The following is a 25,739-nucleotide window of genomic DNA, read 5'->3' as shown; positions in this document are numbered from 1 at the left end:
ATACGAGCAAAGCCGTGTTAATACAAACGGCGTAGACACTAGCCGACTTTAACTAATGCTCATCAACACATTAAATTCATTCGTTTTCAAATATATTCGGTTTATCGAAATGCTGGGTGTGCTGATGCGCATTTTCAGTTTTTCTCTGGTCAGTTGGCTGGGTCCGGAAAGTCCGTTTCTGTTTGTGTGGGCTTTTAATACCACAGATGCGTTGATACTTTCATGGTGTTCCATACTCAAGAAAGATAGTGCTTATACTTTGCTGAACGTGTTCTGGATTATGGTCGGCATTATTGGAATGGTTAGAGCCAGTCAAATTTCAGTCATTGATGTTAAAGCCGCTTGGCTGCACTTAATAACCCAGATCATAGCACTGTTCAGTTAAATAGCACCTCAAGCACAAATGAGCGAAACCTATAAATAAAGCTTGTTATAATGGACGTCATTAAAATAATGAGATAAACCACTAGATTAGTCCGGCATTTGCATTTGATTGTAAAGCCTGCGCTCAGCTGCGTTTATTTTTCTTGATAATTCTGGTTCAAAAAGGAGAAGCTGGTTTTGACAACAATGCAAGACATTACAAGTTCGATGACTTTATCGGAAAAACGCGCTACCTGGTCTTTGGCAGGCATTTATGCTTTGCGAATGCTGGGGTTGTTTATGATTTTGCCGGTGTTATCTTTATTTGCCGAGCAGTTGGAAGGCTCAACGCCAGCGCTGATCGGCCTGGCTATGAGTATTTACGGCTTGCCTCAAGTTCTGTTGCAAATCCCTTTCGGCTTGTTATCGGATCGCTTCGGTCGTAAAAAAATGATCATTATCGGCCTAGTGCTATTTATGATCGGTAGCGTGATAGCTGCGCTATCGACGACGATTTACGGGGTTTTGGTGGGCAGGGCTTTTCAGGGCGCAGGTGCGGTGTCGGCCGTTATCATGGCCTTGGTGGCTGATTTGACTCAGGAAGTTCATCGCACCAAAGCCATGGCGATTATCGGGATTAGTATCGGAGCGTCGTTTGGTGTCGGCATCATAGCCGGGCCTGTTATTTCAGGATTCGGCGGTGTGCAAAGCGTTTTTGCGGTAACGGCGGTGCTCACTGCATTAGCTATTTTAGCGATAATTTTTATCGTCCCCGATCCTCATCAGACTAAACTGCATCGGGATGCTGAGTTCGTTCCCGAAGAAACCATGCATGTATTGAAAAACCCGGATTTATTGCGCCTGAATTACGGGATTTTTACCTTGCATATGATTTTAATGGCTATCTTTGTTGTTGTGCCTTCGTTGATGAGAGATGCGGGGTTGTTGGCCGGGGGCGAGTGGAAGGTTTATTTGCCGATTTTTGTTATTTCGATGGCATTTGCTGTGCCGTTCGTGATCCTGGCAGAAAAAAAACGCAAGATGAAACAAGTGTTTATCGGCGCCATTGCGGTGGTAATGGCGGCTGAACTGGGATTGTCGTTTATGCATCAAAGCTTGATCGGAATTATAGCGTTCTTGTGGCTGTTTTTTTGCGGCTTTAACCTGCTGGAAGCGACACTGCCTTCTTTAATATCGAAGACCGCGCCAGCCGATTTAAAAGGCACGGCTATGGGCGCTTATTCAAGCTCTCAGTTTTTGGGTCTGTTTATAGGCGGCTTAGTGGGCGGTTGGTTTAACGGCGTATTCGGGGTTACAGCGGTGTTTTTATTTTCCGCCGCTGCCGCGTTCAGCTGGTTGTTAGTGTCTTTGCGGATGAAGCCTCCCCGTTATGTGGCAAATCTGCTGATATCGCTGGAAAAGCTCAGCGAACCGGATGCCAATGCGTTTATTGTTGAAATGGGTAAGCTCAGCGGTGTAGAAGAAATCACCTTGCATTATGACGAGGCTTTGGCTTACCTAAAAGTTGATAATCAGCAGTTGGATAAAGATAAGTTGCAGGGTTTGATTACACAGTACGTCAATACTTAACTTGATAAAATCTGCAAAAACAATTGGAGAAATAGATGTTGAATAAAGTGATGTTAATAGGAAGGTTAGGTGCCGATCCTGAGGTGCGTTATTTGCCTAGTGGCAGTGCCGTTGCGACCATTCGTCTGGCGACGTCCAGGCGCTGGAAAGATAAGCAAACAGGGGAGCGTAAAGAAGAGACCGAATGGCATCGTGTGGTATTTTTTAATCGTTTGGCTGAAATCGCCGGTGAATATTTAAAAAAAGGCAGTCAAGCCTATGTTGAAGGCCGTATTCGTACACAGAAATGGCAAGGCCAAGACGGTCAGGATCGTTATAGTACTGAAATCGTTGCCGACAGCATGAACATGCTGGACAGTCGTAGCGGTAGCGGCGGTACCGCCGAATTTGGTGGTGATCAGTCGCAGGGCGGATATTCTGCACCTTCATCTTCATCAAGACCGTCCAATCAACCCAAGCAAGCGGCACCAAAAAATGATTCCGGCTCATCGATGCCGCCTGAGCCGCCACATTATGATGATTTTGATGACGATATTCCGTTCTAGAGGACACCTGGTAGTCATTGTTTAAGAATACAAAGAACACGAAATTCAAATTCCAAAAAAACGCTCAAACTCCGCTAGCGGCATTGCTTTGCCTATCAAATGGCCTTGGTAGGTATGGCAGCCGTGAAGCTCAAGAAATGTGCGCTGTTCTTGGGTTTCTACGCCCTCGGCAATGATGTCCATTCCCAAGTTGTTGGCCATGCCGATGATGGTCTGCACGATCACCGTATCGACAGGTTTGATCCCAATGTTGTTGACGAAAGATTGATCGATTTTCAATTGATCGAAGGGCAATTGCGTCAGGTAGATGAGTGATGAATAACCGGTACCAAAATCATCCACCGAGAAGCTTACGCCGATTTTTTTGAGCGCTTGCATTTTGGCAATGGTGTCGTCGATGTTGTCGAACACCAGGCTTTCGGTGAATTCGAGTTTGAGTCGATCCGCTGTAATGACGTTTTTTTTCAGCATGGCGCAGACTTGCTCGGTAAAATCAGTTTGGTGGAACTGGCGTGCGCTGATATTAACGGCAAGCTGTAAATGCCGTGTTTGCTCATGATCTTGCCATCGTTTAAGTTGGGCGCAGGCATTTTCCAATACCCACTGTCCAATAGGAATGATGAGTCCAATTTCTTCGGCCAGTGGAATGAATTCAAGTGGTGCTATAAAGCCGCGTTCAGGATGTTCCCAGCGCAATAGCACTTCGGCACCAATGATTTTGCCGTTGCGCACTTGCCGCTGAAAATAAAGCTGGAATTGATTTTTTGCCAGCGCAAAGCGCAAGTCCGCTTCCAGGGCGGCACGCGTCATAACCGCCTCGTACATGTCCTGATCGAAAAAGCGCAGGGTGTTTCGGCCAGCTGCCTTGGCTCCATACATGGCGATATCTGCCCGTTTCAGTAGCGTATTAATACTATGCTGATGATTAATGAACAAGGTGATGCCAATGCTCGGGGTGTTTTGATATTCGTGATGGCTGAGTTGGTAGGGTTGATTGAGCGAGGTAATGATTTTTTCGCCTATGGTTTTGGTTTTGGCTGCGGCTTCTTCAGCATGATCATCCAGCTCTTCCAGCATGACCACAAACTCGTCACCACCTTGGCGAGACACGGTATCGCCTTCTCGCACACAGGCAATAAGACGCTGTGCGACCTGTTGTAATAATACGTCCCCCATATCGTGCCCCAGATTGTCATTAAGGGACTTAAAATTATCCAGGTCAATGAACAGCAAGGCGCCGTATTTATTATTGCGCGAACTGGTCGCCAGTGCTTGTTGTAGTCTGTCGAGCAGCAGTCTTCGGTTCGGCAATGCGGTCAGTGGGTCGTAGTAAGCTAGTTGTTTTATTTCTTCCTCTGAGGCTTTGCGTGCAGAGATGTCGGTATGTAAACCCACATAGTGGGTGACAACTCCATTGCTATCTTTTACTGCAGTGATAGTTACCCATTTGGGATAAATGTCACCGTTTTTGCGTCGGTCCCAGATTTCGCCTTGCCAGGATCCGGTGCGATTAACGCACTCCCACATCTCGGCGTAAAAGGCTGCATTGTGACGTCCTGAGTTGAGTAGGTGGGGCGTCTGGCCTACGAGTTCTTCGGCACTGTAACCGGTAATGTCGGTAAAGGCCTGGTTGACGCGCAAAATTACTTTGTTGGCATTGGTGATCATGATGCCTTCTTGAGCCTCGAATGCGACGGCGGCGATGCGTAATTCTTGTTCGGCGTGCTTGCTTTCGGATATGTCGGTGAGCGTGATACGCTGCAATAATGTTTGATCGTCGTTTATTACCGACAAATAGTCCAGCCGAGCATGAAAGTGACTATCGCCGCGTTTCAGCGTCAGTTCGAAGTTTTTTTTCTCGCCTTCGTGCTGTAGCAGGTTTTGTAGTAGAAGATACCAGCGGCCGCAGTCTTCTGGCGTGATCAAGTCGACAAAATAACGGTTTAGCAGATTGTTGCGTTCCTCGCCGAATAGCGTGGCGGCAGTCAGATTGATCTCGATAACTTCACCCTCGGAGTTGAGGGTAAGGTAGCCAACGGGAGCAAATTCATAGAGATTAAAATAGCGGCTACGGGATGCTTCCAGAGCGGTACGGGCGCGCAGTAACTCCTCATTTTGCATTTCCAGCTCGATCTGGTGTGCCCGTAAGTCCTCGTTTTGCGTCTCCAGTTCAATTTGGTATGTCCGTAATTCGTGTAGTAGTTCTTCCTCTGCCTCGGTAGGTGGCTTTCCCTGCTTGTTGGATTTGTTGGGCATCTAAACTCCTCACTGTGATTTAGGGTAGCTCGATAGGGAGAGTTCAAGCGTCTAGGGTAAGGGGTTAGGTGTTTTCAATCAATATGTGCTATTACCTAGTTTAGGGGGCTCTGCTGTTAAGCTGGATAGCTTATGTCGTCATACAAAGCCCGTTTTGTGCCCGTTAAAATCGGTAATTCACGCCATGCGCTTGTCTATGCCTGGTCGACGATATTTTCTATCGCCAGCAGGATCAATTGCGGTTCTCCGGTCCGGCCGATGATGCGGCGGGCATTGAGTTGCATTTTGCGGTGACCGATGGTGGGGAAATGATGCTCTACCTGATAGTTGTCAAAAGCCTGGTTGTGCGACAGGACGGCTTCCAGAAGCTCGTGCAAGGCGGAGATGTTCCATTGACCTTTGCTCAGTTCGTAGAGTGGGCGTCCTACGGTCTCTTCGGCAGTCACTTTAAAGTGTTGGTAAAACGAACGACTGGCGGTGACGACCTTCAATTCGTCATTGAGTACAATAAGCGGCTCGCGCACTGTATCGACGATGCTTTCGGCTAATAGTCTCGCTTCCTGCACCGCTATAGCCCGAGTGCGTTCGGTGATGTTGGTGAAGGTCAGCACCACGCCATCGATCATGTTGTCTAGCGTCCGGTAAGGCTGAATGCGTGCCAGATAACAATTGCCATTAACCGTTTTTACTTCACGCTCTATGGGCACCAGATTATCGAGCACGGCATGGGCGACGTCCAGCAGGTCTTCGCCCTCCAGTTCGGGCTTGATGTCGCTCAGTACGCGGCCCACATCCGAGGCAACCAGACGATAGATTTGGGCAGCATCGCGGGTGAAACGCCGGATAATAAGCTGTTGATCGAGGAAGATGGTGCCGACGTGGATATTGTCGAGCAGATTCTTCATGTCGTTTTGCATGTCGGCCAGTTGTGCAATTTTGGCTTGTAGTTCGAAGTTCACGGTGACCAGCTCTTCATTGATGGACTGCAATTCCTCTTTGGAGGTTTCCAGCTCTTCATTGGTGGATTGCAATTCTTCATTGGTAGATTGCATCTCTTCGTTAGTGCATTTAAGCTCCTCGTTGGATGCATACTGTTCCTCAATGGTGGCCTGAAGGTTCTCTTTGGTATAGGCCAGTTCGCGCTCCAGTTCCTCGATATGGCGCAGTTCATTCGGCTTGGAGCTGCGCTTGGTGCGCCCAGATTTGCTGGATGTCGGGTGCGTTAGTTCTTGGAAGCTTACCAGCAGCAGATTTTGCTGGTCATTCGGATTCGACAGGGCGCGTATGCAGAGCAGTACCGGGTGAAAATCGTCGTTGGTCTTGACCGACAGTTCCCGGCTTAGAGTCTGTGTGCCTTGGACGGCGGCCGAAACAGCGGAGCGCAGTTCCAGTTGCAGGCCTTCTCGCGCCATATCGACCATATTGAGGGTGGCATGACCTGGCGCAGGACGCAGGTATTTGCCGGTCTCGCCATAGACGTAGAGGATATTGCCCTTGATATCCGTCACCACCGAGGTAGGGGCGTAGAACTGAAGCAGCATGCGCCGGGTCAGTTCGGCCAAGTTGGCATCTTTGACGGTTTTTATGATGTCCTCCGGCGTTTTGTGAGCCGGTTCTGTAGTCCAGTTCAAATTGCTGGTCAACATAGCACGAGTTGAGGCAGTGGTGGGGGTGGCGCGGTAGAACTTCCATTTGCGGTTGAGCGGCGCAAACAACTCGGTATGGTTACCGATGCCCTCCGACGGCGACAGAAACAGCACCCCGCCCGGCTTGAGTGCGTAGTGAAAGGCCGGGATAAGGCGGTTTTGCAGTTCCGGTTCCAGATAAATCATCAGATTGCGACAGCTGAGCAGATCGAGTTTGGTAAAAGGCGGGTCCTTGATGACGTTCTGAACGGCAAAGACTACCATTTCACGAATTTCTTTTTTCACTCGATAGCCTGCGTCTTCCTTAATGAAGAACCGGCGCAGTCGTTCAGGCGTAACATCCTGCGCGATATTGGGCGGATAGTAACCGGCGCGGGCGGTGGTAATGGTATCTTCGGCAAGGTCGGTGCTGTATAGCTGCACTTTAAACACGTAGCGGTATTCATCTATGAGTTCACGCAACACTATCGCAATGGAATAGGCCTCTTCGCCGGTAGCGCAACCCGCCACCCAGACGCGGAAAATGTAGTTGTCCGGTTTGTCCGCAAGCAGGGTTGGCAGGATGTCCTGCTTAAGCGCGACAAAGGCCTCCTGATCGCGAAAGAAATTGGTGACATTGATCAGCAGCTCTTTGAATAGCGACTTTATTTCGGACGGATTCTCCTTGAGGAAGCGGGCGTAGCTGTCGGTGTCCTCGGTGTTGTTTTGCGACATGCGCCGCTGAATGCGGCGGGTGATGGTGCTTTTTTTGTAGAGTGAGAAATCGTGACCGGTGCTGATGCGTAACTGTTGCAGGATGCGATTGATGCCGCTTAAAGCAATTTGGGGTATGGGTTGCTGCTGGATCAGTGTGCGTAGGCCGGTTGACAGCATTGCCGGCATTTTTTCCACAGGTAAAATATGGCTGACATAGCCGGCCTGGATGGCGCTGACTGGCATGCCGTCGAATTTGGCAGTAGTCGGCTCCTGTGCCAGGGTGATGCCACCGGCACCGAGGATGGCGCGCAAGCCTAGGGTACCGTCGGTGCCGGTGCCGGAGAAAATGATGCCGCTGGCTTTTTCGGCCTGATCTTCAGCCAGCGAGCGCAGGAACGCATCGATAGGCATGCGCTGACCGTGAGGCATTGCGGGTATGCTCAGTTGCAACGCGCCGTGGAAGATGGTCATATCGCGGTTGGGCGGAATCACATAGACTTGGTTAGGCATAACGTGCATTTGATCTTGCGCCTCCACCACCGGCATGGTCGTGATGCGTTGCAGGATTTCTGTGAGAATGCTGGCGTGGCTGGGATCAAGATGCGAGACCAAAACAAAAGCCATGCCACTGTCGGGTTGAGCATGGCGGAAGAACTGCTCGAAGGCCTCTAGTCCGCCAGCGGAAGCGCCCAAGCCGACTATCGGGAAGTCGCTATTTTGTGGGGGCGGATTTTTCGAGCGCGGCGATGGGGTCGGTTTGGTTTTTTTCTGGGTCATTGCGAGATGCTCTGTTTGCGCAGCATTACGGCGGCGGGTGTGTGAAAACTTTAAGTCGGATGGTATTTTGTCAAGATAAAGTCAACTTAAGTTTACTATGATGGTTTGAATTATACCTGATGCTAGGCACTGTCCATGAAAGGCCCAAAAAATTTTTATGCGCAATCTACTTGACTGTTGCTTTCGGATAACAATCGAAGCCAAGTAGAGCAAGCCCTACATCCCTGTGCCAGCACATTCTATATGTCTTGAGAATGCCTCGTTTTTGTGGTCTAATGCCACGTTTTTACGTCTTAATGCGCCTCTTGTTTTATTTGTACTTGAAATGAAAGGATGGGATCAAAGCAACTTGATTGGAGAGCAGGCTCACACTATGCAATTTAGTATTAAAAAAGGTTTGGATCTACCTATTACAGGAGAGCCCGAACAAGTTATTGAGGATGGCAATAAGGTTAACTCCGTTGCTGTTCTGGGGATGGATTATGTAGGCATGAAGCCTACTATGATGGTCAGTGAGGGTGATACGGTCAAGTTGGGCCAAGTCCTGTTTACTGACAAGAAGAATCCTGGGGTTGTGTTTACTTCACCCGGTGCGGGTGTCGTGCAATCCATTAATCGCGGTGCTAAGCGGGTTTTGCAGTCTGTTGTTGTCGAACTGAAAGGAACGGCAGCGGAGTCATTTGCAAAATACAAGGCTTCAGAACTGAATGATTTATCGGCAGAGCAGGTTAAAGAAAATCTGTTGGCATCCGGATTGTGGACGGTATTGCGTACTCGTCCTTATGGCAAAATTCCTGCTGTAGACAGCAAGCCCCGGTCTATTTTTGTGACTGCAATCGACACCAGTCCGTTAGCGGCAAATCCTGCGGTTATTATTAAAGAGCGTAGCGATGATTTCGCCAATGGTTTGGCGGTTATTGCCAAGTTGACGGATGGTAAGACTTACGTTTGTAAGGCGACCAACGCTGACATTAACACCGGTAATGCACCGGTAATCACGGCCGAGTTTTCAGGACCGCATCCTGCGGGACTGCCAAGCACTCATATTCATTTAATAAATCCGGTCAATATCAATAAATTCGTCTGGCATCTGGATTATCAGGCAGTAATCGCCATCGGTGCATTATTTACTACCGGTAAAATCAATGTTGAACGCGTAGTGTCATTGGCGGGACCTACTGTTAAAAAACCCCGGTTGATTCGTACCCGTATTGGCGCTAATACCAATGATTTGGTTGCGGGTCAATTAGAGGGGATCGAAAATCGGGTGATTTCAGGTTCGGTATTGTATGGGCATCTGGCTGCAGATTGGGCCGCTTTTCTGGGTTGTTATAGCAACCAGATTTCGGTATTGCAAGAAGGTCGCGCTCGTGAATTGTTCGGCTGGATTGTTCCGGGTAAAAACAAATATTCAGCGCTTAATGTTTATACCTCCAGCGTTGACCGTAAGTTGAATCGTAAATTCCCCTTAACAACCGATAAAAACGGCAGCAACCGGGCCATTGTTCCTGTTGGTGTTTATGAGGCCGTTATGCCGCTGGATATTTTGTCTACACCGCTGTTAAAAGCGCTGGTGGTCGGCGATACGGATCAGGCTCAATTATTAGGCTGTTTAGAGCTTGATGAGGAAGATATGTCCTTATTTACGTTTGTGGATCCCGGTAAACATGATTTTGCTCCTGTACTGAGAGCGAATTTAACTAAAATTGAGAAGGAAGGATAATGTCGCCTAGAGATATTTTAGATAGCATAGAACCGCATTTCACCAAAGGTGGGCGGCTCGAAAAGTATTACGGTCTCTACGAGATGGTGGATACTTTCATCTATACCCCGGCTGATGTGACGCGCGGCACCACGCATGTTCGTGACGGCAATGACCTGAAACGGACCATGACTTTTGTGGTAATCGCAATGTTTTTTTGCGTCTTGATGGCCTTGTATAACACCGGTTATCAGGCCAATTTAGCCCTGGCAGCAATGGGCCTGGAGCAAGCTCAGAACTGGCGCAGTATCCCGATGATGATCTTCGGCTACAGTACGATGAATCCGTTTTCCAATATGGTTCACGGCGCTTTGTACTTCCTGCCTATTTATATAGTGACACTGGCGGTCGGCGGTGTGTGGGAAGTATTGTTCGCAACGGTTCGCGGCCATGAAGTGAATGAAGGCTTTTTAGTGTCGTCAATGTTGTACACTTTGATTATGCCGCCCGATATGCCTTTATGGCAGGTGGCTTTGGGTATTTCTTTCGGCATCGTTATCGGTAAGGAAGTCTTCGGCGGAACCGGTAAAAACTTTTTGAATCCTGCGTTGACTGGACGGGCGTTTTTGTATTTTGCTTACCCTGCGTCTATTTCGGGTGATTCGGTCTGGGTTGCCGTTGATGGCTATACCGCAGCGACTCCTTTAGGACTGGCTGCAAACGGTGGGCTTGATGCAATTTATGCGGCTGATTACAGCTGGATGCAAACCTTTTTTGGTTTTGAACCGGGCTGTCTTGGCGAAACTTCAACGCTGGCTATTTTAATCGGCGCGGCCTTCCTGTTGTACACCAAAGTTGCGTCGTACCGCACTATGGGCGGCGTATTTGCAGGTATGGTAGTGACCTCGTTGATGTTTAACTTCATCGGCAGCGACACCAATCATATGTTTGCGTTGCCTTGGTACTGGCATTTGACGATGGGCGGCTTTGCGTTCGGCATGGTTTATATGGCGACCGACCCGGTGAGTGGGGCAATGACCGATACCGGTCGCTGGGTGTACGGGGCTTTAATCGGGGGGATGACGGTATTAATCAGGGTTGTTAATCCGGCCTTCCCTGAAGGCATTATGCTGGCAATTCTATTTTCCAACATGTTTGCGCCTACGATAGATTATTTTGTCATTCAGGCCAATATCAGAAGAAGGATGAAACGTCATGCTTAAGTGCGAACAGTTCAATAAAATATGCGTCGCACTGGATAATTGCGAGCATTACCAAAAATTCAAAGTTTACCGGGATAAAGTGCTTGCCATGGGTAATGATAGTCTGGAAAAGACTATTGCTATCGCGGTTGCGCTGTGTCTGGTGTGTGCGGTTCTGGTTTCATTCTCTGCGGTCGCTTTAAAGTCTCTTCAAGTCCATAACAAAGAACTGGACATGAAAAAGAATATTCTTGAAGTGGCAGGTTTACTTCAGGAAGGCAGTAATATTGACTCGGAGTTTAGCGACAAAATTGAAGCTAAAATCGTCAATCTGGAAACCGGCGACTATGTTGAGGATATGAATGCCGCTGAATACGATCAACGTAAAGCGGCCAAAGATCCTGCTTTAAGCGTCGCTATTCCTAAGGATAAGGATATTGCTCATATCCGGGTCAAGGCTAAATACGCCAAGGTCTATTTGGTCAAAGAGTCGGGCGCGATCAAGTCGATTATTCTGCCGGTAAACGGTTATGGTTTATGGTCGACTTTATACGGTTTCCTGTCACTGGATCCCGATGGGCAAACTGTGCAAAGCATCAATTTTTACGATCAGGCGGAAACGCCGGGATTGGGCGGCGAAGTGGTCAATCCCAAATGGCGTGCGCTATGGAAAGGCAAGAAAGTCTATGCGGAAAGCAATCAACCTTCGGCAGAAAAAGGCCTGATTGAGAGCGCTGAAATGGGTGAGCCTGCATTGAGCCTGATTAAAGGCGTGGTTGATAACACCAAGCCGGGATCTCAATACCAGGTCGATGGTCTGGCGGGCGCGTCATTAACCAGTACCGGTGTAACTAATCTGGTCAGGTACTGGATGAGCAATGAAGGTTTTGCCCTGTATTTAGCTAAAGTAAGAACGGTTAAAGGAGTTAAATTATGAGTGCAGTAACAGCAATATTAAATGATGAAACAAAAAAGGTATTGATCGCTCCGCTGGTCAATGACAACCCGATTACCTTGCAGGTATTGGGTATCTGTTCGGCGTTGGCGGTGACGTCGCAAATGTCGACCTCGCTGATTATGGCGCTGGCCTTGACTCTGGTAACCGCGTTTTCGAGTGCGGCGATCAGTGCGATCAGAAACCATATTCCGAGCAGCATCCGAATCATCGTGCAGATGACCATTATTGCCTCCTTGGTTATCGTGGTTGATCAGTTGTTGAAAGCCTTTGCTTATGATGTCAGCAAGCAATTGTCGGTATTCGTCGGTTTGATCATTACCAACTGTATCGTGATGGGACGTGCTGAAGGTTATGCGATGAAAAATCCGCCTTTAGAAAGTTTCATGGACGGTATCGGTAATGGTTTGGGTTATAGCTTGATATTGATTATCGTGGCATTTTTTAGAGAAACCTTGGGTTCTGGTAAATTATTGGGCATCGAAGTCTTCAAGCTAACCAAGGATGGCGGCTGGTATGATCCTAATGGCTTGATGCTGTTGCCACCGAGTGCATTCTTTATCATCGGTTTGATTATCTGGTCTGTCCGTCAATGGAAGCCGGAGCAAGTTGAAAAGGTGGAGTTCAAGATTATGTCGATTGCTCATGGTGAAGGAGGGCATCACTAATGGAAGCTTATATCAGTTTATTTGTTAAGGCGGTCTTTATTGAAAACCTGGCATTGTCCTTCTTTTTGGGCATGTGCACCTTTATCGCGGTTTCCAAGAAAATCTCGACCGCGATGGGTTTAGGCGTTGCGGTGATGGTGGTGCAAGCCATTACGGTACCGGCCAACAATATTGTTTACCATGCCTTATTAAAAGAAGATGCGCTGTCCTGGATGGGCATTACCGGTGTGGATTTAAGCTTTTTAGCGTTGTTAAGCTGTATCGGTATGATTGCAGCCTTGGTGCAAATTCTGGAAATGATTTTGGATAAGTTTTTTCCTGCGTTGTATTTCGCCTTGGGCGTGTTTCTGCCTTTAATCACGGTAAACTGCGCGATTCTTGGCGGCAGTTTGTTCATGATTGAGCGTAATTATAATTTCGGCGAAAGTGTCACGTACGGTGTGGGCAGTGGCCTGGGCTGGGCATTGGCCATTACGGTTATGGCCGGTGTACGCGAAAAACTTAAATACAGTGATATTCCTGCCGGTTTACAAGGATTGGGTATTACATTTATTACTGCGGGTCTGATGTCGCTTGGCTTCATGGCTTTCTCTGGAATCCAACTTTAAGGAATTGCGTAATGCTGGAAATTCTATTAGGGATCATAATTTTCACGGCTTTTGTGATAGCACTGGTATTCGTTATTATCGGCGCTAAAAGCAAATTGGTCGCTGTTGGGGATGTTGAGATCCTGATCAATGATGACAAGAAAATTCATGTACCGGTGGGGTCAAAATTATTAACTGCGTTGGCCAATAACGGCCTGTTTGTAGCATCAGCCTGTGGCGGCAAAGGTACCTGCGCCGAGTGCAGAGTCGTAGTGCATTCAGGCGGCGGCGAAATTTTACCGACTGAACTGACCCATATTACCAAGCGCGAAGCCGCTCACGGCGAGCGCCTTTCATGTCAGGTTACTGTAAAACATAACATGAGCATTGAGGTCGAAGATGATGTCTTTGGCATAAAAAAATGGGAATGTACGGTTAAATCAAACCATAACGTTGCCACCTTTATTAAAGAACTGGTGCTTGATTTACCTGAAAGTGAAGAAATTAACTATCGGGCAGGCGGTTATATTCAAATTGAATGTCCTCCGCATGTCGCCAGATACAGCGATTTCAACGTTGAAGAAAAATTCCGTGATGATTGGAATAAATTCAATTTATGGCGTTATGTTTCTGATGTGAAGGAGTCTGCGTTACGTGCTTATTCAATGGCAAGTTATCCTGAAGAAAAAGAAATCATGCTGAACGTTCGTATCGCGACACCGCCTCCCGGTGCATCAGATAGCGTACCGCCAGGCATCATGTCTTCTTACATTTTTGACTTGAAGCCCGGCGATAAATGTATTATTTCAGGGCCTTATGGCGAGTTCTATGCTAAAGAGACTGAAGCAGAAATGGTCTTTGTGGGTGGCGGTGCCGGTATGGCTCCGATGCGTTCGCATATCTTCGATCAGTTGCGCCGGCTGAAATCCAAGCGTAAAATGACTTTCTGGTACGGCGCCCGTAGCAAACGCGAAATGTTCTATGTAGAAGATTTTGATATGCTGGCCAAGGAAAATGACAATTTCGACTGGCATGTTGCCTTGTCCGATCCGTTGCCGGAAGATAACTGGACGGGGTATACTGGTTTTATTCATAATGTTCTTTTCGAAGAATACATTAAGAATCATCCTGCCCCAGAGGATTGCGAGTTCTACATGTGTGGGCCGCCGATGATGAACTCAGCGGTGATCAAAATGTTGTTGGATAATGGCGTAGAGCCGGAAAATATCTTCTTGGACGATTTTGGCGGATAAGAAGCGTAGGTTACGCTAATTTAACCTACACGAGGAGTGCGGCTAAGCCCACTCCTCGTTTTTTATTGTAGGCCTTTACAAATTTTACGAGGTGTTACCATGACTTATTTTTTAGTGACTTTTGTGTTTATGGTTTTTGTTATTGCCATTATGGCGATAGGTGTGATTTTCGGAAGACGCGCTATTAAAGGTTCATGTGGCGGTGCGGCAAACAACGCAAATTGTATTTGTGTGGAAAAGTGTGATAAAAGAAAGAAATTGGAAGCTAATTTGAATCAAGGCTAGCAGCTTCGATTATTGGATTGCACCAAAGCTATCGAGAGTAGGTGTTTTACGGCTGTACGCACAGATTTTTGCCCATGGAAAAATCTGCATGCCCTCGTCCCTGTGGGTTATGCAAAAGGTAACGCAATGCAGCAGTTATTGCTGAGGCGATCCGACCGGAATTTTACAATAATAACAATAAGCAGGAGTTCATTATGCTGGCGAAAATTACTATCGCAAATTATATGTCGAAAAGATTGGTTACGCTTACTCGGGATGCCGGGGTGATCGATGCCGTAAAATTATTACTGGATCATAAAATCACCAGTGCTCCGGTTGTTGATCAGCAGGGGCGCTTGCTGGGCATGTTTTCTGAAAAGGATGTCATGAGAATTGTTTTAGAGGCTGTTTACAACCAAAGTATGAGCGGCAAGGTTGGCGATTATATGAGTTCAGAGGTCATCAGTGTTGATGCTGAATCCAGTATCGTGGATTTGGCAGAGAAGTTCCAGCAGACTACTGTCAGGAGTTTTCCGGTTTTTCAGGATAATGAGCTGGTTGGGATCGTCAGTCGCACCGATGTCCTAAAGGCTTTGGCTTCAAGTCATTAAGGATTGTAACTGCTCCTGCGACTATAGGGACGCAGGAGCAATTGCCAGTGCCTACCTTTGGTTCCATCACCGATAACGGTTGAAAGTAATGAGCGCTACGCAAACCTTTTATTGGCATGATTACGAAACATTCGGCACCGATCCTAGAAGAGACAGAGCCGTTCAATTTGCCGGAATTAGAACCGATTTTGATTTCAATATCATAGGCGATCCTTTAGTCGTTTACTGCAAACCGGCGGCAGACTGCCTTCCTCACCCTGATGCCTGTTTAATTACCGGAATTACCCCGCAACTCGCTGAGCAAAAAGGCGTTTGCGAAGCCGAATTTATTCGCCTGATACATGATCAATTAGCTGCGTCCAATACCTGTACCCTGGGTTACAACAGTCTTCGTTTTGATGATGAGGTCACCCGGAACTGTCTCTATCGTAATTTTTATGATCCCTATGCAAGGGAATGGCAAAACGGCAATTCCCGTTGGGATTTAATCGACGTGGTCAGGGCGGCTAAAGCCTTGCGTCCTGAAGGCATCGTCTGGCCTGTTAACGAGGAGGGCGGGGCTAGTTTTAGGTTGGATCAACTGACTCGTGACAATAACATAGCTCATGAGGCGGCGCATGATGCGCTTTCCGATGTCTATGCTACCCTGGCAATCGCTAAACTGGTCAAGCAGGCTCAGCCTAAGCTTTATCAATTTTTGTTGCAGCACCGGGTTAAAGCCGAGGTGCTTAACTTGCTTCAGTTAGGTAGTTTTAAGCCGGTAGTGCATATTTCAGGTAAATATCTTGCTGCTAAAAATTGTCTGGCTATAGTGCTTCCTATTTGCAAGCATCCTACCAATACCAACGGTATCATCGTTTATGACCTTTCCGTCGACCCAGAGCCGATGCTTAGATTATCGGTGGAAGAAATTCAGCGGAGAATCTTCACCGCAACGGCTGATTTGCCCGAAGGTGTGGCAAGAATCCCGTTAAAAACCGTGCATATCAACAAATGTCCTGTGTTAGCACCTGTGTCTGTTATTAGACCGGATGACGCGCAGCGACTGGCAATCGATTTGGCGTTATGCCATGCCAATATCGATAGGATTAAAGCTGCTGTCGGCTTGGCTGAAAAGTTGGCGGCAGTGTTTAGCGGCCATACTTACGCCGAGCAAGATTCCGATCCCGATTTGGAAATTTACAGCGGCGGTTTTTTCACTGAAAACGATAAAAAGCAAATGGCTAAAATTAGAGGTATGCTGCCTGAGCAATTAGCCAAAGCAACATTTAAATTTATTGATAGCCGATTGCCGGAAATGCTATTTCGATACCGGGCCAGAAATTATCCGGAAACTTTGACTGGTGATGAGCAGTTAAGGTGGAATGCGTTTTGTGTTAAGCGGTTAACCGGTCGTCAAGCGGGTTCTGGTATTTTGCTTGATGATTATTTTAGTCGCCTGAAAGAGTTGCGCAGTGACGAAAATACAAATATCGGTATTATTGACGCATTAAATGCTTATGCGCTTGAAAAAAAAGCTGCATTCGGTATTCAGGTTGATTGAAATTATAATGTTGTCGCCTCTAAAATTGATGCAGAGGGTATGTAATGAGTCTGGTAGTAGCGAATTTTAGCGTAGCTGATAAATAGATTGATAAATAGCTTGCTAAATACTGAGAATACCCTATAATAGCCAAATCAATCGCGGGGTGGAGCAGCTTGGTAGCTCGTCGGGCTCATAACCCGAAGGTCGTAGGTTCAAATCCTGCCCCCGCTACCATATAAAACTGCATGGATGCAGGAGTTAGTGTGACGCAAGGATTGGTTTCAAAAAACCCCATTTTGGGGTTTTTTGTTTTCTGGCCTTTAGTGGTTTAAAGGCTCATAGTTGATTGTTAATGGAAGAGCCGTCGGCTCTTTTTTTTTGTGCGAAAGTAAGTGAGGAAAAGATGAAGCAGGCTCCTGAACATTTGGTTGACCTAATTGAGCCAATTGTTGAAGGTTTAGGTTATGAATGCGTAGGCATTGAATATAATCCTCACCCTAAACATGGTCTGTTAAGAATCTATATTGATAGTGAAAACGGGATTTTGGTTGAAGACTGCACTAAAGTGAGTCACCAAATCAGTGGGGCTATGGACGTGGAAGATCCCATATTAGGCAACTATCATTTGGAGGTTTCTTCGCCGGGTGCAGACCGACCTTTCTTTAAAGTGAGCCAGTTTGAACGATATATTGGCAGTAGGGTGTTGGTAAATTTATTTAAAGCCATAGATGGCCGTAGAAAAATTACAGGCCTTATAGTAAAAGTTGAAGGTGATGCGATTTCACTTCAAGAAGGCGATCAGATTTTTGAGGTTCCATTTATCGCGATGAGTAAAGCGCGTTTGGTTCCTGAGTATTTAATTGAAAAAGGAGGGCGCAGTGGCAAATAAAGAAATTTTGTTGGTGGTAGATGTTTTTTCTAATGAAAAGGATATTGAAAAAGAGATTGTTTTTCAGGCTATAGAGTCAGCATTAGAAGCGGCTACAATCAAGCGTCACGTAAATCAAATTAAAGCTCGTGTTAGTATTGACAGGAAAACCGGTGATTACGTTACCTATAGAATATGGGAAGTTGTTGATGCCAATGATCAAATTGATGGCGATGTCGAGTTCCCTGAAACGCAAGTTTTATTGGAAGTTGCTAGATTCGATAATTCTGATGTCCAGGTCGGTGATTTGGTCGAAGAGGAAATTGAATCTGTCGATTTCGGACGTATTGCTGCACAGACGGCCAAACAGGTTATTATTCACAAGGTCAGGGAAGCTGAACGCAAGAAAATAGTTGATGCCTATCAGAGTCGCGTAGGCGAACTCATCACCGGTATCGTAAAACGTATTGAAAAGGGCTGTGTTTATCTGGATTTGGGTGGGCATGTAGAAGCTTATATTGCTAAAGAAGACATGATACCTCGTGAAGCTATTCGTATTGGCGATAGAATCAGGGGTTATCTGAAAGATGTACGCTCAGAACCTCGTGGCCCTCAATTGTTTGTTAGTCGGACTGCGCCGGAATTGCTGATTGCCTTATTCCGTCTTGAAGTGCCTGAGGTGGGCGAAGGTTTGATCGAAGTGATGGGCGCTGCCCGTGATCCCGGTTCCAGAGCCAAGATTGCCGTCAAAGGTCATGATCCAAGACTGGATCCTGTCGGCGCTTGCGTCGGCATGAGAGGCTCGAGAGTGCAGTCGGTTTCAAATGAACTGGCTGGAGAGCGCGTTGATATTATTCTTTGGAATGCAAGTGATGCTCAATATGTGATCAATGCGATGTCACCGGCTGAAATCCAGTCTATTGTTGTCGATGAAGACAAGCACAGCATGGATTTGGCGGTCAGTTCAGATAATCTGTCTCAGGCTATCGGTCGCGGCGGACAAAATGTACGTCTTGCGACTCAATTGACGGGTTGGGAGCTGAATGTCATCGATGCCTCTAAGGCAGAAGAAAACAGTCAAGCCGAGGCCGATAAGATAAAACAATTATTTGTCGATCAGCTGGGTGTCGATGAAGATATTGCCTTGATTCTGGTTGAAGAGGGTTTTAATACGGTTGAAGAAATCGCCTATGTTCCGGTTAGTGAAATGCTGGAAATTGAAGGCTTTGATGAAGATCTTGTTAATGCGCTTAGAAGCCGAGCTAAGGATGCATTACTGATTAATGCTATTGCGGCTGAAGAAGTCATAGAAACAGCCGAACCTGCACAGGATTTGTTGGAAATGGAAGGCATGAACAGGGATTTGGCTTATGATATGGCAAGTCATGGCATTATTACGATGGATGATTTGGCAGAGCAGGCAGTAGATGATTTGTTGGGTTTTCCAGGAATGAACGAAGATCGGGCGGCAAAGTTGATTATGAAGGCGCGTGAGCCTTGGTTTGCTGAGGAACAGGCGAGTAGGTAAGGGGTATGAAATGAGTAATAAAACAGTACGACAATTAGCTGAGGTAGTAAAAATACCTTTGGAACGATTATTAGAGCAACTGAAAGAAGCAGGATTATCTGCCAGTGCCCCTGATGATGTGATCAATGAAGATGAAAAAATGCAGTTGCTTGCGCATTTGCGCAAACGCCATGGTAAGAACGAAGGCGAGGTTGATGGTTCACTGAAACGGGTGACTTTAAAACGTAGAACCGTGAGTGAGCTTAAACAGTCTAGCGTACCAGGCAGTACGACCAAAACGATTAGCGTTGAAGTTCGAAAGCAGAAAACTTACATAAAACGCAGTGAAGTAGTAGAATCCGATGAACAAAGGAACTTGGAGTTAGCCAAGCAAACTAAAGAACAGGTTGTACAGCAAACTGAAAATGTTCCTGAAATTGAAGCGCAGATAAAGGCAGAAAAAGTCGTTTTGGAAGAAAAGAAAGAAGATCTTGTCGTTGAGTCGGCAGTTAAACCCGCTGTCGAAGTAGCTAAGCCTGAAGTCGCTAGCGCGCCTGAAGGCGGTCGCGCCGGTTCTCTACCCGTTGCGACACTTTCGCCATCTCTGTCAGTCGAAGAAAAGACTGAGATATTGCCCGTTTCGTCACACCGCTCCACTGCTCCCGACATTACTCAACCTCTTGCTTCTGTGCAGCCGAAGAAAGAACAGAAAGTCAATCAAGAACAATTGACTAAAAATAAAGAAGCGGCTGAAGCCAGAAAAAAACAGCAGGAAAAAGACGCTCGACTTGAGGAGTCCATCAAAAGAAATGCTGACAAAGTAAGGCAGCAAGCCTCAGCTAAGCAGGAAATACTGCATAGAAAGAAACAAGAAGAAAGTGCGCGTGCTGGAGCAGGTGGCAGAGATGCCAAAAGACCGAAGAAAAAAGGTAAGAAAGCTGAACGCGTCAGCGTGAAGTCTGATGGCAAGCATCAATTTGAAATGCCGGTTGAACCTGTCGTAAAAGAAGTCAGTATACCTGAAATGATTATGGTGTCTGATCTTGCTCAAAAAATGAGTGTTAAAGCCGCGATGGTAATTAAACACTTGATGAAACTCGGCATTATGGCGACTATTAATCAAAGCATAGATCAAGAAACAGCAGCAATTTTAGTTGAAGAAATGGGTCACAAAGCGATTATGCAGAGTGATGACGATCTTGAGCAGGAAATGCTGGCTGAGGCGCAAGAAGAAGATAATCGTGTGGCATTACCGCGAGCACCTATTGTTACCATCATGGGACATGTCGATCACGGTAAAACCTCGCTGTTGGATTACATCCGTAAAACCCGTGTTGCTGCCGGTGAAGCGGGCGGTATTACCCAGCATATCGGCGCCTATCAGGTAAAAACCGATCACGGCTCAGTCACCTTTTTAGACACACCGGGTCACGCGGCATTTACCGCCATGCGTGCCCGAGGCGCCGACGTTACCGACGTGGTGATTGTGGTGGTTGCAGCGGATGACGGCGTTATGCCGCAAACAAGGGAAGCGGTCGAACACGCCAGAGCAGCCAATGTGCCGATTATTGTGGCGATGAATAAGATCGATAAGCCCGCTGCTAATCCTGACAAAGTGATGCAGGAGCTGTCAACCTTGAACGTTCTCGCTGAAGAGTGGGGCGGCGATGTGCAGTTCCTTAAAATTTCGGCGAAAACCGGTGAAGGCATCGATGAGTTAATCGAAGCTTTGATTGTGCAAACTGAAATTCTTGAGCTGAAAGCGCCTATTGAAGGCCCGGCATCAGGTATTGTTATTGAATCACGATTGGATAAAGGTCGTGGGGTCGTGGCAACGGTATTGATTCAAAAAGGTACGTTGGAAAGCGGTCAGATGGTGTTGTGCGGTCATGAATACGGTCGGGTTCGAGCCATGTTTAACGAGAACGGAAAAACCATTAAAGAGGCAGGCCCTTGTGCGCCGGTTGAGATTCTAGGGCTTTCGGGTACACCAAATGCCGGCGATGAATTTCTGGTTGTCCAAAACGAACGTATTGCCAAAGATTTGGCTAAGCATCGTGAAGACCGCATGAAGCTGTCCCGGCATGCCGTGCAACACGCCTCTAAACTGGATGAAGTATTCTCCAGAATGGCTACCGGTGAAATTGCCAGCGTCAATCTGGTGCTTAAGACGGATGTACAGGGCAGTTTGGAAGCGTTGCGTAGCTCCTTAATCGGCTTGTCTAATGACGAAGTCGAAGTTAAGGTTGTTTTTGGCGGCGTGGGCGGCATTAATGAAGGCGATGCGAATTTGGCCTTGGCTTCCGGTGCGATTCTGATGGGCTTTAATGTCCGAGCCGATACCACTGCACGCAAACTGATCGAAGAAAAAGGCATCGACCTGCATTACTACAGCATCATTTATGAAGCGATAGATGAGGTTAAAAAAGCCATCAGCGGCATGTTGGCGCCTGAAATCAGAGAGCAGATTGTCGGTCTTGCCGAAGTGCGCGATGTCTTTAAATCGCCGAAATTCGGTGCGGTTGCCGGCTGTATGGTTATTGACGGTTTTGTGAAGAGAAATCTGCCTATCCGGGTACTGCGTGAGAACGTAGTGATTTATGAAGGACAGCTGGAATCTTTGCGTCGCTTCAAAGATGATGCGGCCGAGGTCAAGATGGGCATGGAGTGCGGTATCGGGGTAAAAAATTACAACGACGTACAACCCGGCGATCAGATCGAAGTTTTTGAACGCATCGAAGTTAAACGGGAACTGTAAACGGTATGGCAAGAGAATTCGGTCGTAATGCCCGTGTTTCATCACAGATGCAAAAAGAGCTTTCTTTGGTCTTGCAGCGTGACATCGATGATTCCAGGCTGGGATTTATTACTATCAATGAGGTTGTAGTCACTAAAGACCTTGCTGTGGCAAAAGTGTATGTCACGGTATTGAATGCCGATGAACAGGGCAAAAAAGCCAACGTTAAATTGCTTAACGAGTTGTCGCCTGTCATTCGGCATCAATTAGCCAAAAGGATGCGTTTGCGGCACATCTCTGATTTGCGTTTTCATTACGATGATTCGTTTGATACCGGCATGCGGGTATCGGAGCTGCTAAGTGATTTGCACGAGCGCGATCTGGATAAACCCGAAGAAGGTTAGGTTACATGAGTAAACGCAAGTCCGGGTGCAATATTCACGGTATATTGCTGTTAGATAAGCGCCTGGGCATATCTTCAAACAAAGCCTTGCAGGAAGTCAGGCGCTTGTTTAATGCCAATAAAGCCGGGCATACCGGCAGCCTTGATCCGCTGGCTACCGGTTTGTTACCGCTTTGTTTCGGCGAAGCGACTAAGGTGTCGGGGATGATGCTTGATGACCATAAACGTTATCAGACTGTTGTTCAGCTGGGGGTTATGACCGATACAGGCGACCTTGAAGGTACGGTTATCGAGACCAACCCCGTACCTGAATTATCTATTGATGCCATCCTGGCTTGTCTTCAAAAATTTATCGGCGAAATCGATCAAGTTCCTCCAATGTATTCGGCTTTAAAGCATAACGGCAAAAAGCTTTACGAGCTCGCACGGGAAGGAATAACCATTGAGCGTAAAGCCAGACGCATCACTATACTTGAACTGAAGTTACTGACTGATTCCCAATCTTTAGCCAAGGAACTGGATCAGTTGATGCTTGAAGTTTATTGTTCAAAAGGCACGTATATTCGTTCGTTGGCCGAAGACATCGGTCATGCTCTGGGTTGCGGCGGAACAGTAAAAGAATTGCGGCGATTGGAAGCGGGGCAATTCAACATTGAAAATGCCAGAACTATCGAACAATTGACGGCAATGGATCAGCACGACTTGTTTCAATGCTTGATAAATGTCGATAAACCGCTCGAAACTCTACCCGCTGTGCAGTTGACTGATGAACAAACTATTTGTATTAAATACGGTCAGTCGCTTAGCTTATTACCTTTCGACGAACTCGGGCAGAACGAATGCCAAGGTACCGTGCGTATGTATAACGATACCGTGTTTTTAGGTTTGGGGGAATTACTCAGTGATGGTAAACTAGTGCCGAAAAAGTTGTTTAATATGAACAACGATTTGCCCTAAAGCAAGCGCTCGGGCAGCAAAGAATACACCTGTTTCTACACCCTATCGTGGAAACAGTGTACTTAAGGAGTCGCCACTTTCGGCGGCTTTATTTTTTAATTTTTAATCTACATAGGGATTACAAATGCCATTTACAGCAGAACAAAAAAAGGCAGTCGTTGAAGCCTATCGTCAGTCAGAAACCGATACCGGTTCACCTGAAGTACAGGTTGCTTTATTGACAGCACACATCACCCATTTAACGCCGCACTTTGCAGAACACAAAAAAGACAATCATTCGCGTCGTGGACTGCTGCGCATGGTTAATCAGCGTCGTAAATTGCTGGATTATCTAAAGAATAAAGACCTAAACCGTTACCGTACTTTAATTGAACGTCTCGGCTTACGTAAGTAACAGAACAAAGAAACGGCACAACCCTCTTGTGCCGTTTTTGTTGTAAGTCGGGTTAGCGATAGCGTAACCTGACACCCCTCCTTAATAACCTCGCAAAGGAACCTTATAGTGAATCCTATCAGGAAAGAATTTCAGTACGGCGATCGACTCGTTAAATTAGAAACCGGTGAAGTAGCACGTCAAGCAGACGGTGCTGTGATGATCGATGTAGATGGTACGACACTGTTGGTTACCGTCGTCGGTAAAAAACAGGCAAGCGGCGGTGATTTTTTCCCGTTGACTGTAAACTATCAAGAAAAAGCTTACGCGGCCGGTAAAATACCAGGCGGTTTTTTTAAGAGAGAAGGTCGTCCCAGTGAAAAAGAGACCTTAACGTCTCGCCTGATTGACCGGCCTATTCGTCCCCTTTTCCCAGAGGGCTATACCAACGAAGTTCAGATTATTGCAACCGTTGTATCGCTGAATCCTGACGTTGATCCAGAAATTCCTGCTTTATTGGGTGCCTCTGCTGCATTAGCAGTTTCAGGTTTGCCTTTTAACGGCCCAATCGGCGCCGCTACCGTGGGTTTTAAAGACGGCGAATATCTCTTAAACCCGACTGCTACTGCATTAAAAGAATCTAAGTTGCAATTAGTGGTTGCAGGTACTGCACATGCCGTATTAATGGTAGAGTCAGAAGCTGACAACCTGTCGGAAGAAGTGATGTTAGGTGCGGTTTTATTCGGCCATCAGCAAATGCAGGTTGCCATTAATGCGATTAACGAATTTGCCGCTGCTGCCGGTGCAGGCGTTGTTGAGTGGGTAGCCCCCGAAGTTAATGCCGAACTGAAAAAACGGGTTACTGCAGAAGTTGAAGCAGGTATTAAAGCTGCTTATCAAGTTGCTGAAAAACTGGTTAGACAAGAACAACTGAAAGAAATTAGAAATGCCGTCGTTGAAAAACTGGTAGCTAATGCCGAGTATGCAGAAAGTGAGATTCGCGGCATTATCGAACATCTGGAATACAGCATCGTTCGTAACGCTATTCTTAACGAAGGCAAACGTATTGACGGACGCGAGTTAGACAAAATCAGACCGATTACCGTCAGAACCGGCGTATTGCCTAGAACCCATGGTTCCGCATTGTTTACCCGTGGCGAAACGCAAGCCTTAGTGGTTGCAACATTGGGCACGCAACGTGATGCGCAAATCATCGATGCCTTGGCCGGTGAGTACAAAGAACCGTTCATGCTGCATTACAACTTCCCTCCATACAGCGTTGGTGAAACCGGTTTTGTCGGCTCACCCAAACGTCGTGAGATCGGTCATGGCCGCTTGGCGAAACGTGGCGTTGCCGCCGTGTTACCGAACATGGAAGAGTTCCCGTACACCATTCGCGTTGTTTCTGAAGTCACTGAATCCAACGGCTCAAGCTCCATGGCTTCGGTCTGCGGCAGCAGCTTGGCGTTAATGGATGCCGGTGTGCCGATTAAATCACCGGTTGCCGGAATTGCGATGGGCCTGATTAAAGAAGGCGACAAATTTGCCGTATTGTCGGACATCATGGGCGATGAAGATCATTTAGGCGACATGGACTTTAAAGTTGCAGGATCTGTAGACGGTATTACCGCACTGCAAATGGACATCAAGATCGATGGCATTACCGCAGAAATCATGAAGTCAGCATTGGAACAAGCAAAACACGGTCGTTTGCATATCCTGGGCGAAATGAACAAAGCGTTGTCCTCTACACGCGAAGAAATGTCCGATTTCGCACCGCGGATCATTACTTTCAAAATCGATCCTAGCAAAATTCGCGAAGTTATCGGTAAAGGCGGCGCAACCATCCGCAGCATTACCGAGCAGACCGGTGCCAGCGTTGATTTGACCGATGACGGTGTGGTTAAAGTAGCCTCTGTTGATAAAGCCGCCGGTGAAGAAGCGCGTCGTATGATCGAGGAAATTACCGCAGAAGTTGAAGTCGGTAAAGTTTACGAAGGCAAAGTCGTCAGATTAATGGACTTCGGCGCTTTTGTTACCATACTTCCTGGTAAAGACGGTTTAGTTCATATCTCGCAAATTTCAGATGAACGCGTTGATAAAGTCAGCGATCGATTAAACGAAGGCGATGTGGTCAAAGTCAAAGTACTTGAAATAGACCGTCAAGGCAGAGTCAGATTGAGCATGAAAGAAATCGAAGCAGAATAACCTTGTGCTGTTTTGCTGCTCTTAATAAAAGGGCAGCTTAAAGGTG

21 protein-coding genes and 1 tRNA gene are annotated in these 25,739 nt (G+C 46.9%); 20 read left to right on the top strand and 2 right to left on the bottom strand.

All coding sequences use genetic code 11. The features are described 5' to 3' along the window. Window positions 1-55: 55 nt before the first annotated feature. From ABXJ76_RS09760 to ssb, 3 genes are all read left to right on the top strand, one after another. Entirely contained in the window at window positions 56-385 is a 330-nt protein-coding gene (locus tag ABXJ76_RS09760; RefSeq protein ID WP_432740249.1) for a hypothetical protein, read from the top strand. 185 nt (window positions 386-570) lie between these two features. Beyond that, window positions 571-1,953, top strand: a complete 1,383-nt coding sequence (locus ABXJ76_RS09755; RefSeq protein WP_432740248.1) for an MFS transporter — start codon at window positions 571-573, stop codon at window positions 1,951-1,953. 35 nt (window positions 1,954-1,988) lie between these two features. Further along, window positions 1,989-2,498: a single-stranded DNA-binding protein gene (gene ssb / locus ABXJ76_RS09750; protein ID WP_432740247.1), complete on the top strand. Its 510-nt coding sequence runs from the start codon at window positions 1,989-1,991 to the stop codon at window positions 2,496-2,498. Window positions 2,499-2,543: 45 nt separating this feature from the next. On the opposite strand, the gene ABXJ76_RS09745 is transcribed toward ssb, so the two are convergent. Together ABXJ76_RS09745 and ABXJ76_RS09740 are read right to left on the bottom strand one after the other, a co-directional pair. Next, entirely contained in the window at window positions 2,544-4,754 is a 2,211-nt protein-coding gene (locus tag ABXJ76_RS09745) for a putative bifunctional diguanylate cyclase/phosphodiesterase (protein WP_432740246.1), read from the bottom strand. A 194-nt stretch (window positions 4,755-4,948) separates the two neighbouring features. Further along, window positions 4,949-7,873 carry a chemotaxis protein CheB gene (locus ABXJ76_RS09740; RefSeq protein ID WP_432740245.1) on the bottom strand — a complete coding sequence of 975 codons (2,925 nt, stop codon included), beginning with the start codon at window positions 7,871-7,873 and terminating at the stop codon, window positions 4,949-4,951. 373 nt (window positions 7,874-8,246) lie between these two features. On the opposite strand from ABXJ76_RS09740, the gene ABXJ76_RS09735 reads away from it, so the two are divergent. From ABXJ76_RS09735 to pnp, 17 genes are all read left to right on the top strand, one after another. Beyond that, window positions 8,247-9,596, top strand: a complete 1,350-nt coding sequence (locus tag ABXJ76_RS09735) for a Na(+)-translocating NADH-quinone reductase subunit A (RefSeq protein ID WP_432740244.1) — start codon at window positions 8,247-8,249, stop codon at window positions 9,594-9,596. Further along, window positions 9,596-10,798 carry an NADH:ubiquinone reductase (Na(+)-transporting) subunit B gene (locus ABXJ76_RS09730; protein ID WP_432740242.1) on the top strand — a complete coding sequence of 401 codons (1,203 nt, stop codon included), beginning with the start codon at window positions 9,596-9,598 and terminating at the stop codon, window positions 10,796-10,798. The genes ABXJ76_RS09735 and ABXJ76_RS09730 overlap by 1 nt, the downstream gene beginning before the upstream one ends. Continuing rightward, a complete protein-coding gene (locus ABXJ76_RS09725; protein ID WP_432740240.1) occupies window positions 10,791-11,714 on the top strand; it encodes a Na(+)-translocating NADH-quinone reductase subunit C in 924 nt (307 codons plus the stop codon). The genes ABXJ76_RS09730 and ABXJ76_RS09725 overlap by 8 nt, the downstream gene beginning before the upstream one ends. Then, window positions 11,711-12,400 carry an NADH:ubiquinone reductase (Na(+)-transporting) subunit D gene (locus ABXJ76_RS09720; RefSeq protein WP_432740239.1) on the top strand — a complete coding sequence of 230 codons (690 nt, stop codon included), beginning with the start codon at window positions 11,711-11,713 and terminating at the stop codon, window positions 12,398-12,400. Before ABXJ76_RS09725 ends, ABXJ76_RS09720 begins: the two co-directional genes overlap by 4 nt. Next, complete coding sequence (gene nqrE, locus ABXJ76_RS09715) at window positions 12,400-13,008, top strand: NADH:ubiquinone reductase (Na(+)-transporting) subunit E (protein WP_432740238.1); 609 nt, start codon at window positions 12,400-12,402, stop codon at window positions 13,006-13,008. The genes ABXJ76_RS09720 and nqrE overlap by 1 nt, the downstream gene beginning before the upstream one ends. 11 nt (window positions 13,009-13,019) lie before the next feature. Continuing rightward, on the top strand, window positions 13,020-14,240 hold the full coding sequence (nqrF, locus tag ABXJ76_RS09710) for an NADH:ubiquinone reductase (Na(+)-transporting) subunit F (RefSeq protein ID WP_432740237.1): 1,221 nt from the start codon (window positions 13,020-13,022) through the stop codon (window positions 14,238-14,240). 99 nt (window positions 14,241-14,339) lie between these two features. After that, entirely contained in the window at window positions 14,340-14,525 is a 186-nt protein-coding gene (gene nqrM / locus ABXJ76_RS09705) for a (Na+)-NQR maturation NqrM (protein WP_432740236.1), read from the top strand. A gap of 194 nt (window positions 14,526-14,719) precedes the next feature. Beyond that, entirely contained in the window at window positions 14,720-15,115 is a 396-nt protein-coding gene (locus ABXJ76_RS09700) for a CBS domain-containing protein (RefSeq protein WP_432740234.1), read from the top strand. 88 nt (window positions 15,116-15,203) lie between these two features. Then, on the top strand, window positions 15,204-16,658 hold the full coding sequence (gene sbcB, locus ABXJ76_RS09695; protein WP_432740232.1) for an exodeoxyribonuclease I: 1,455 nt from the start codon (window positions 15,204-15,206) through the stop codon (window positions 16,656-16,658). A gap of 139 nt (window positions 16,659-16,797) precedes the next feature. Then, window positions 16,798-16,874: transfer RNA gene (locus tag ABXJ76_RS09690), tRNA-Met, on the top strand. A 169-nt stretch (window positions 16,875-17,043) separates the two neighbouring features. Then, complete coding sequence (gene rimP, locus ABXJ76_RS09685) at window positions 17,044-17,529, top strand: ribosome maturation factor RimP (protein ID WP_432746488.1); 486 nt, start codon at window positions 17,044-17,046, stop codon at window positions 17,527-17,529. Beyond that, entirely contained in the window at window positions 17,519-19,036 is a 1,518-nt protein-coding gene (gene nusA, locus ABXJ76_RS09680) for a transcription termination factor NusA (protein WP_432740231.1), read from the top strand. The genes rimP and nusA overlap by 11 nt, the downstream gene beginning before the upstream one ends. 10 nt (window positions 19,037-19,046) lie before the next feature. Beyond that, on the top strand, window positions 19,047-21,773 hold the full coding sequence (gene infB / locus ABXJ76_RS09675; protein WP_432740229.1) for a translation initiation factor IF-2: 2,727 nt from the start codon (window positions 19,047-19,049) through the stop codon (window positions 21,771-21,773). A 5-nt stretch (window positions 21,774-21,778) separates the two neighbouring features. Further along, window positions 21,779-22,156: a 30S ribosome-binding factor RbfA gene (gene rbfA / locus ABXJ76_RS09670; protein WP_340123803.1), complete on the top strand. Its 378-nt coding sequence runs from the start codon at window positions 21,779-21,781 to the stop codon at window positions 22,154-22,156. Window positions 22,157-22,161: 5 nt separating this feature from the next. Next, a complete protein-coding gene (gene truB, locus ABXJ76_RS09665; RefSeq protein ID WP_432740228.1) occupies window positions 22,162-23,112 on the top strand; it encodes a tRNA pseudouridine(55) synthase TruB in 951 nt (316 codons plus the stop codon). A 124-nt stretch (window positions 23,113-23,236) separates the two neighbouring features. Further along, complete coding sequence (gene rpsO / locus ABXJ76_RS09660) at window positions 23,237-23,506, top strand: 30S ribosomal protein S15 (protein ID WP_300485838.1); 270 nt, start codon at window positions 23,237-23,239, stop codon at window positions 23,504-23,506. Window positions 23,507-23,614: 108 nt separating this feature from the next. Continuing rightward, window positions 23,615-25,693, top strand: coding sequence for a polyribonucleotide nucleotidyltransferase (pnp, locus tag ABXJ76_RS09655; RefSeq protein ID WP_432740227.1), 2,079 nt, complete (start codon window positions 23,615-23,617; stop codon window positions 25,691-25,693). The last annotated feature ends 46 nt before the right edge of the window (window positions 25,694-25,739 follow it).

The sequence above is a fragment of the Methylobacter arcticus genome, assembly GCF_050917435.1.
In the GTDB taxonomy this organism is placed as follows: Bacteria; Pseudomonadota; Gammaproteobacteria; order Methylococcales; family Methylomonadaceae; genus Methylobacter_A; species Methylobacter_A titanis.
Note: the sequence above shows the minus strand (reverse complement) of the source record. Positions and strands in the feature narration are given on the sequence as shown.

Bases quoted from the DNA above. Each gene is read 5' to 3' on its own strand.
- ABXJ76_RS09725 (WP_432740240.1), top strand. From the start codon at position 10,791: ATGCTTAAGTGCGAACAGTTCAATAAAATATGCGTCGCACTGGATAAT.
- ABXJ76_RS09760 (WP_432740249.1), top strand. From the start codon at position 56: ATGCTCATCAACACATTAAATTCATTCGTTTTCAAATATATTCGGTTT.
- rimP (WP_432746488.1), top strand. From the start codon at position 17,044: ATGAAGCAGGCTCCTGAACATTTGGTTGACCTAATTGAGCCAATTGTT.
- sbcB (WP_432740232.1), top strand. From the start codon at position 15,204: ATGAGCGCTACGCAAACCTTTTATTGGCATGATTACGAAACATTCGGC.
- ssb (WP_432740247.1), top strand. From the start codon at position 1,989: ATGTTGAATAAAGTGATGTTAATAGGAAGGTTAGGTGCCGATCCTGAG.
- infB (WP_432740229.1), top strand. From the start codon at position 19,047: ATGAGTAATAAAACAGTACGACAATTAGCTGAGGTAGTAAAAATACCT.
- ABXJ76_RS09700 (WP_432740234.1), top strand. From the start codon at position 14,720: ATGCTGGCGAAAATTACTATCGCAAATTATATGTCGAAAAGATTGGTT.
- truB (WP_432740228.1), top strand. From the start codon at position 22,162: ATGAGTAAACGCAAGTCCGGGTGCAATATTCACGGTATATTGCTGTTA.
- nqrF (WP_432740237.1), top strand. From the start codon at position 13,020: ATGCTGGAAATTCTATTAGGGATCATAATTTTCACGGCTTTTGTGATA.
- ABXJ76_RS09730 (WP_432740242.1), top strand. From the start codon at position 9,596: ATGTCGCCTAGAGATATTTTAGATAGCATAGAACCGCATTTCACCAAA.
- rpsO (WP_300485838.1), top strand. From the start codon at position 23,237: ATGCCATTTACAGCAGAACAAAAAAAGGCAGTCGTTGAAGCCTATCGT.
- ABXJ76_RS09740 (WP_432740245.1), bottom strand. From the start codon at position 7,873: ATGACCCAGAAAAAAACCAAACCGACCCCATCGCCGCGCTCGAAAAAT.
- ABXJ76_RS09720 (WP_432740239.1), top strand. From the start codon at position 11,711: ATGAGTGCAGTAACAGCAATATTAAATGATGAAACAAAAAAGGTATTG.
- rbfA (WP_340123803.1), top strand. From the start codon at position 21,779: ATGGCAAGAGAATTCGGTCGTAATGCCCGTGTTTCATCACAGATGCAA.
- ABXJ76_RS09735 (WP_432740244.1), top strand. From the start codon at position 8,247: ATGCAATTTAGTATTAAAAAAGGTTTGGATCTACCTATTACAGGAGAG.
- ABXJ76_RS09755 (WP_432740248.1), top strand. From the start codon at position 571: ATGCAAGACATTACAAGTTCGATGACTTTATCGGAAAAACGCGCTACC.
- nqrM (WP_432740236.1), top strand. From the start codon at position 14,340: ATGACTTATTTTTTAGTGACTTTTGTGTTTATGGTTTTTGTTATTGCC.
- nqrE (WP_432740238.1), top strand. From the start codon at position 12,400: ATGGAAGCTTATATCAGTTTATTTGTTAAGGCGGTCTTTATTGAAAAC.
- ABXJ76_RS09745 (WP_432740246.1), bottom strand. From the start codon at position 4,754: ATGCCCAACAAATCCAACAAGCAGGGAAAGCCACCTACCGAGGCAGAG.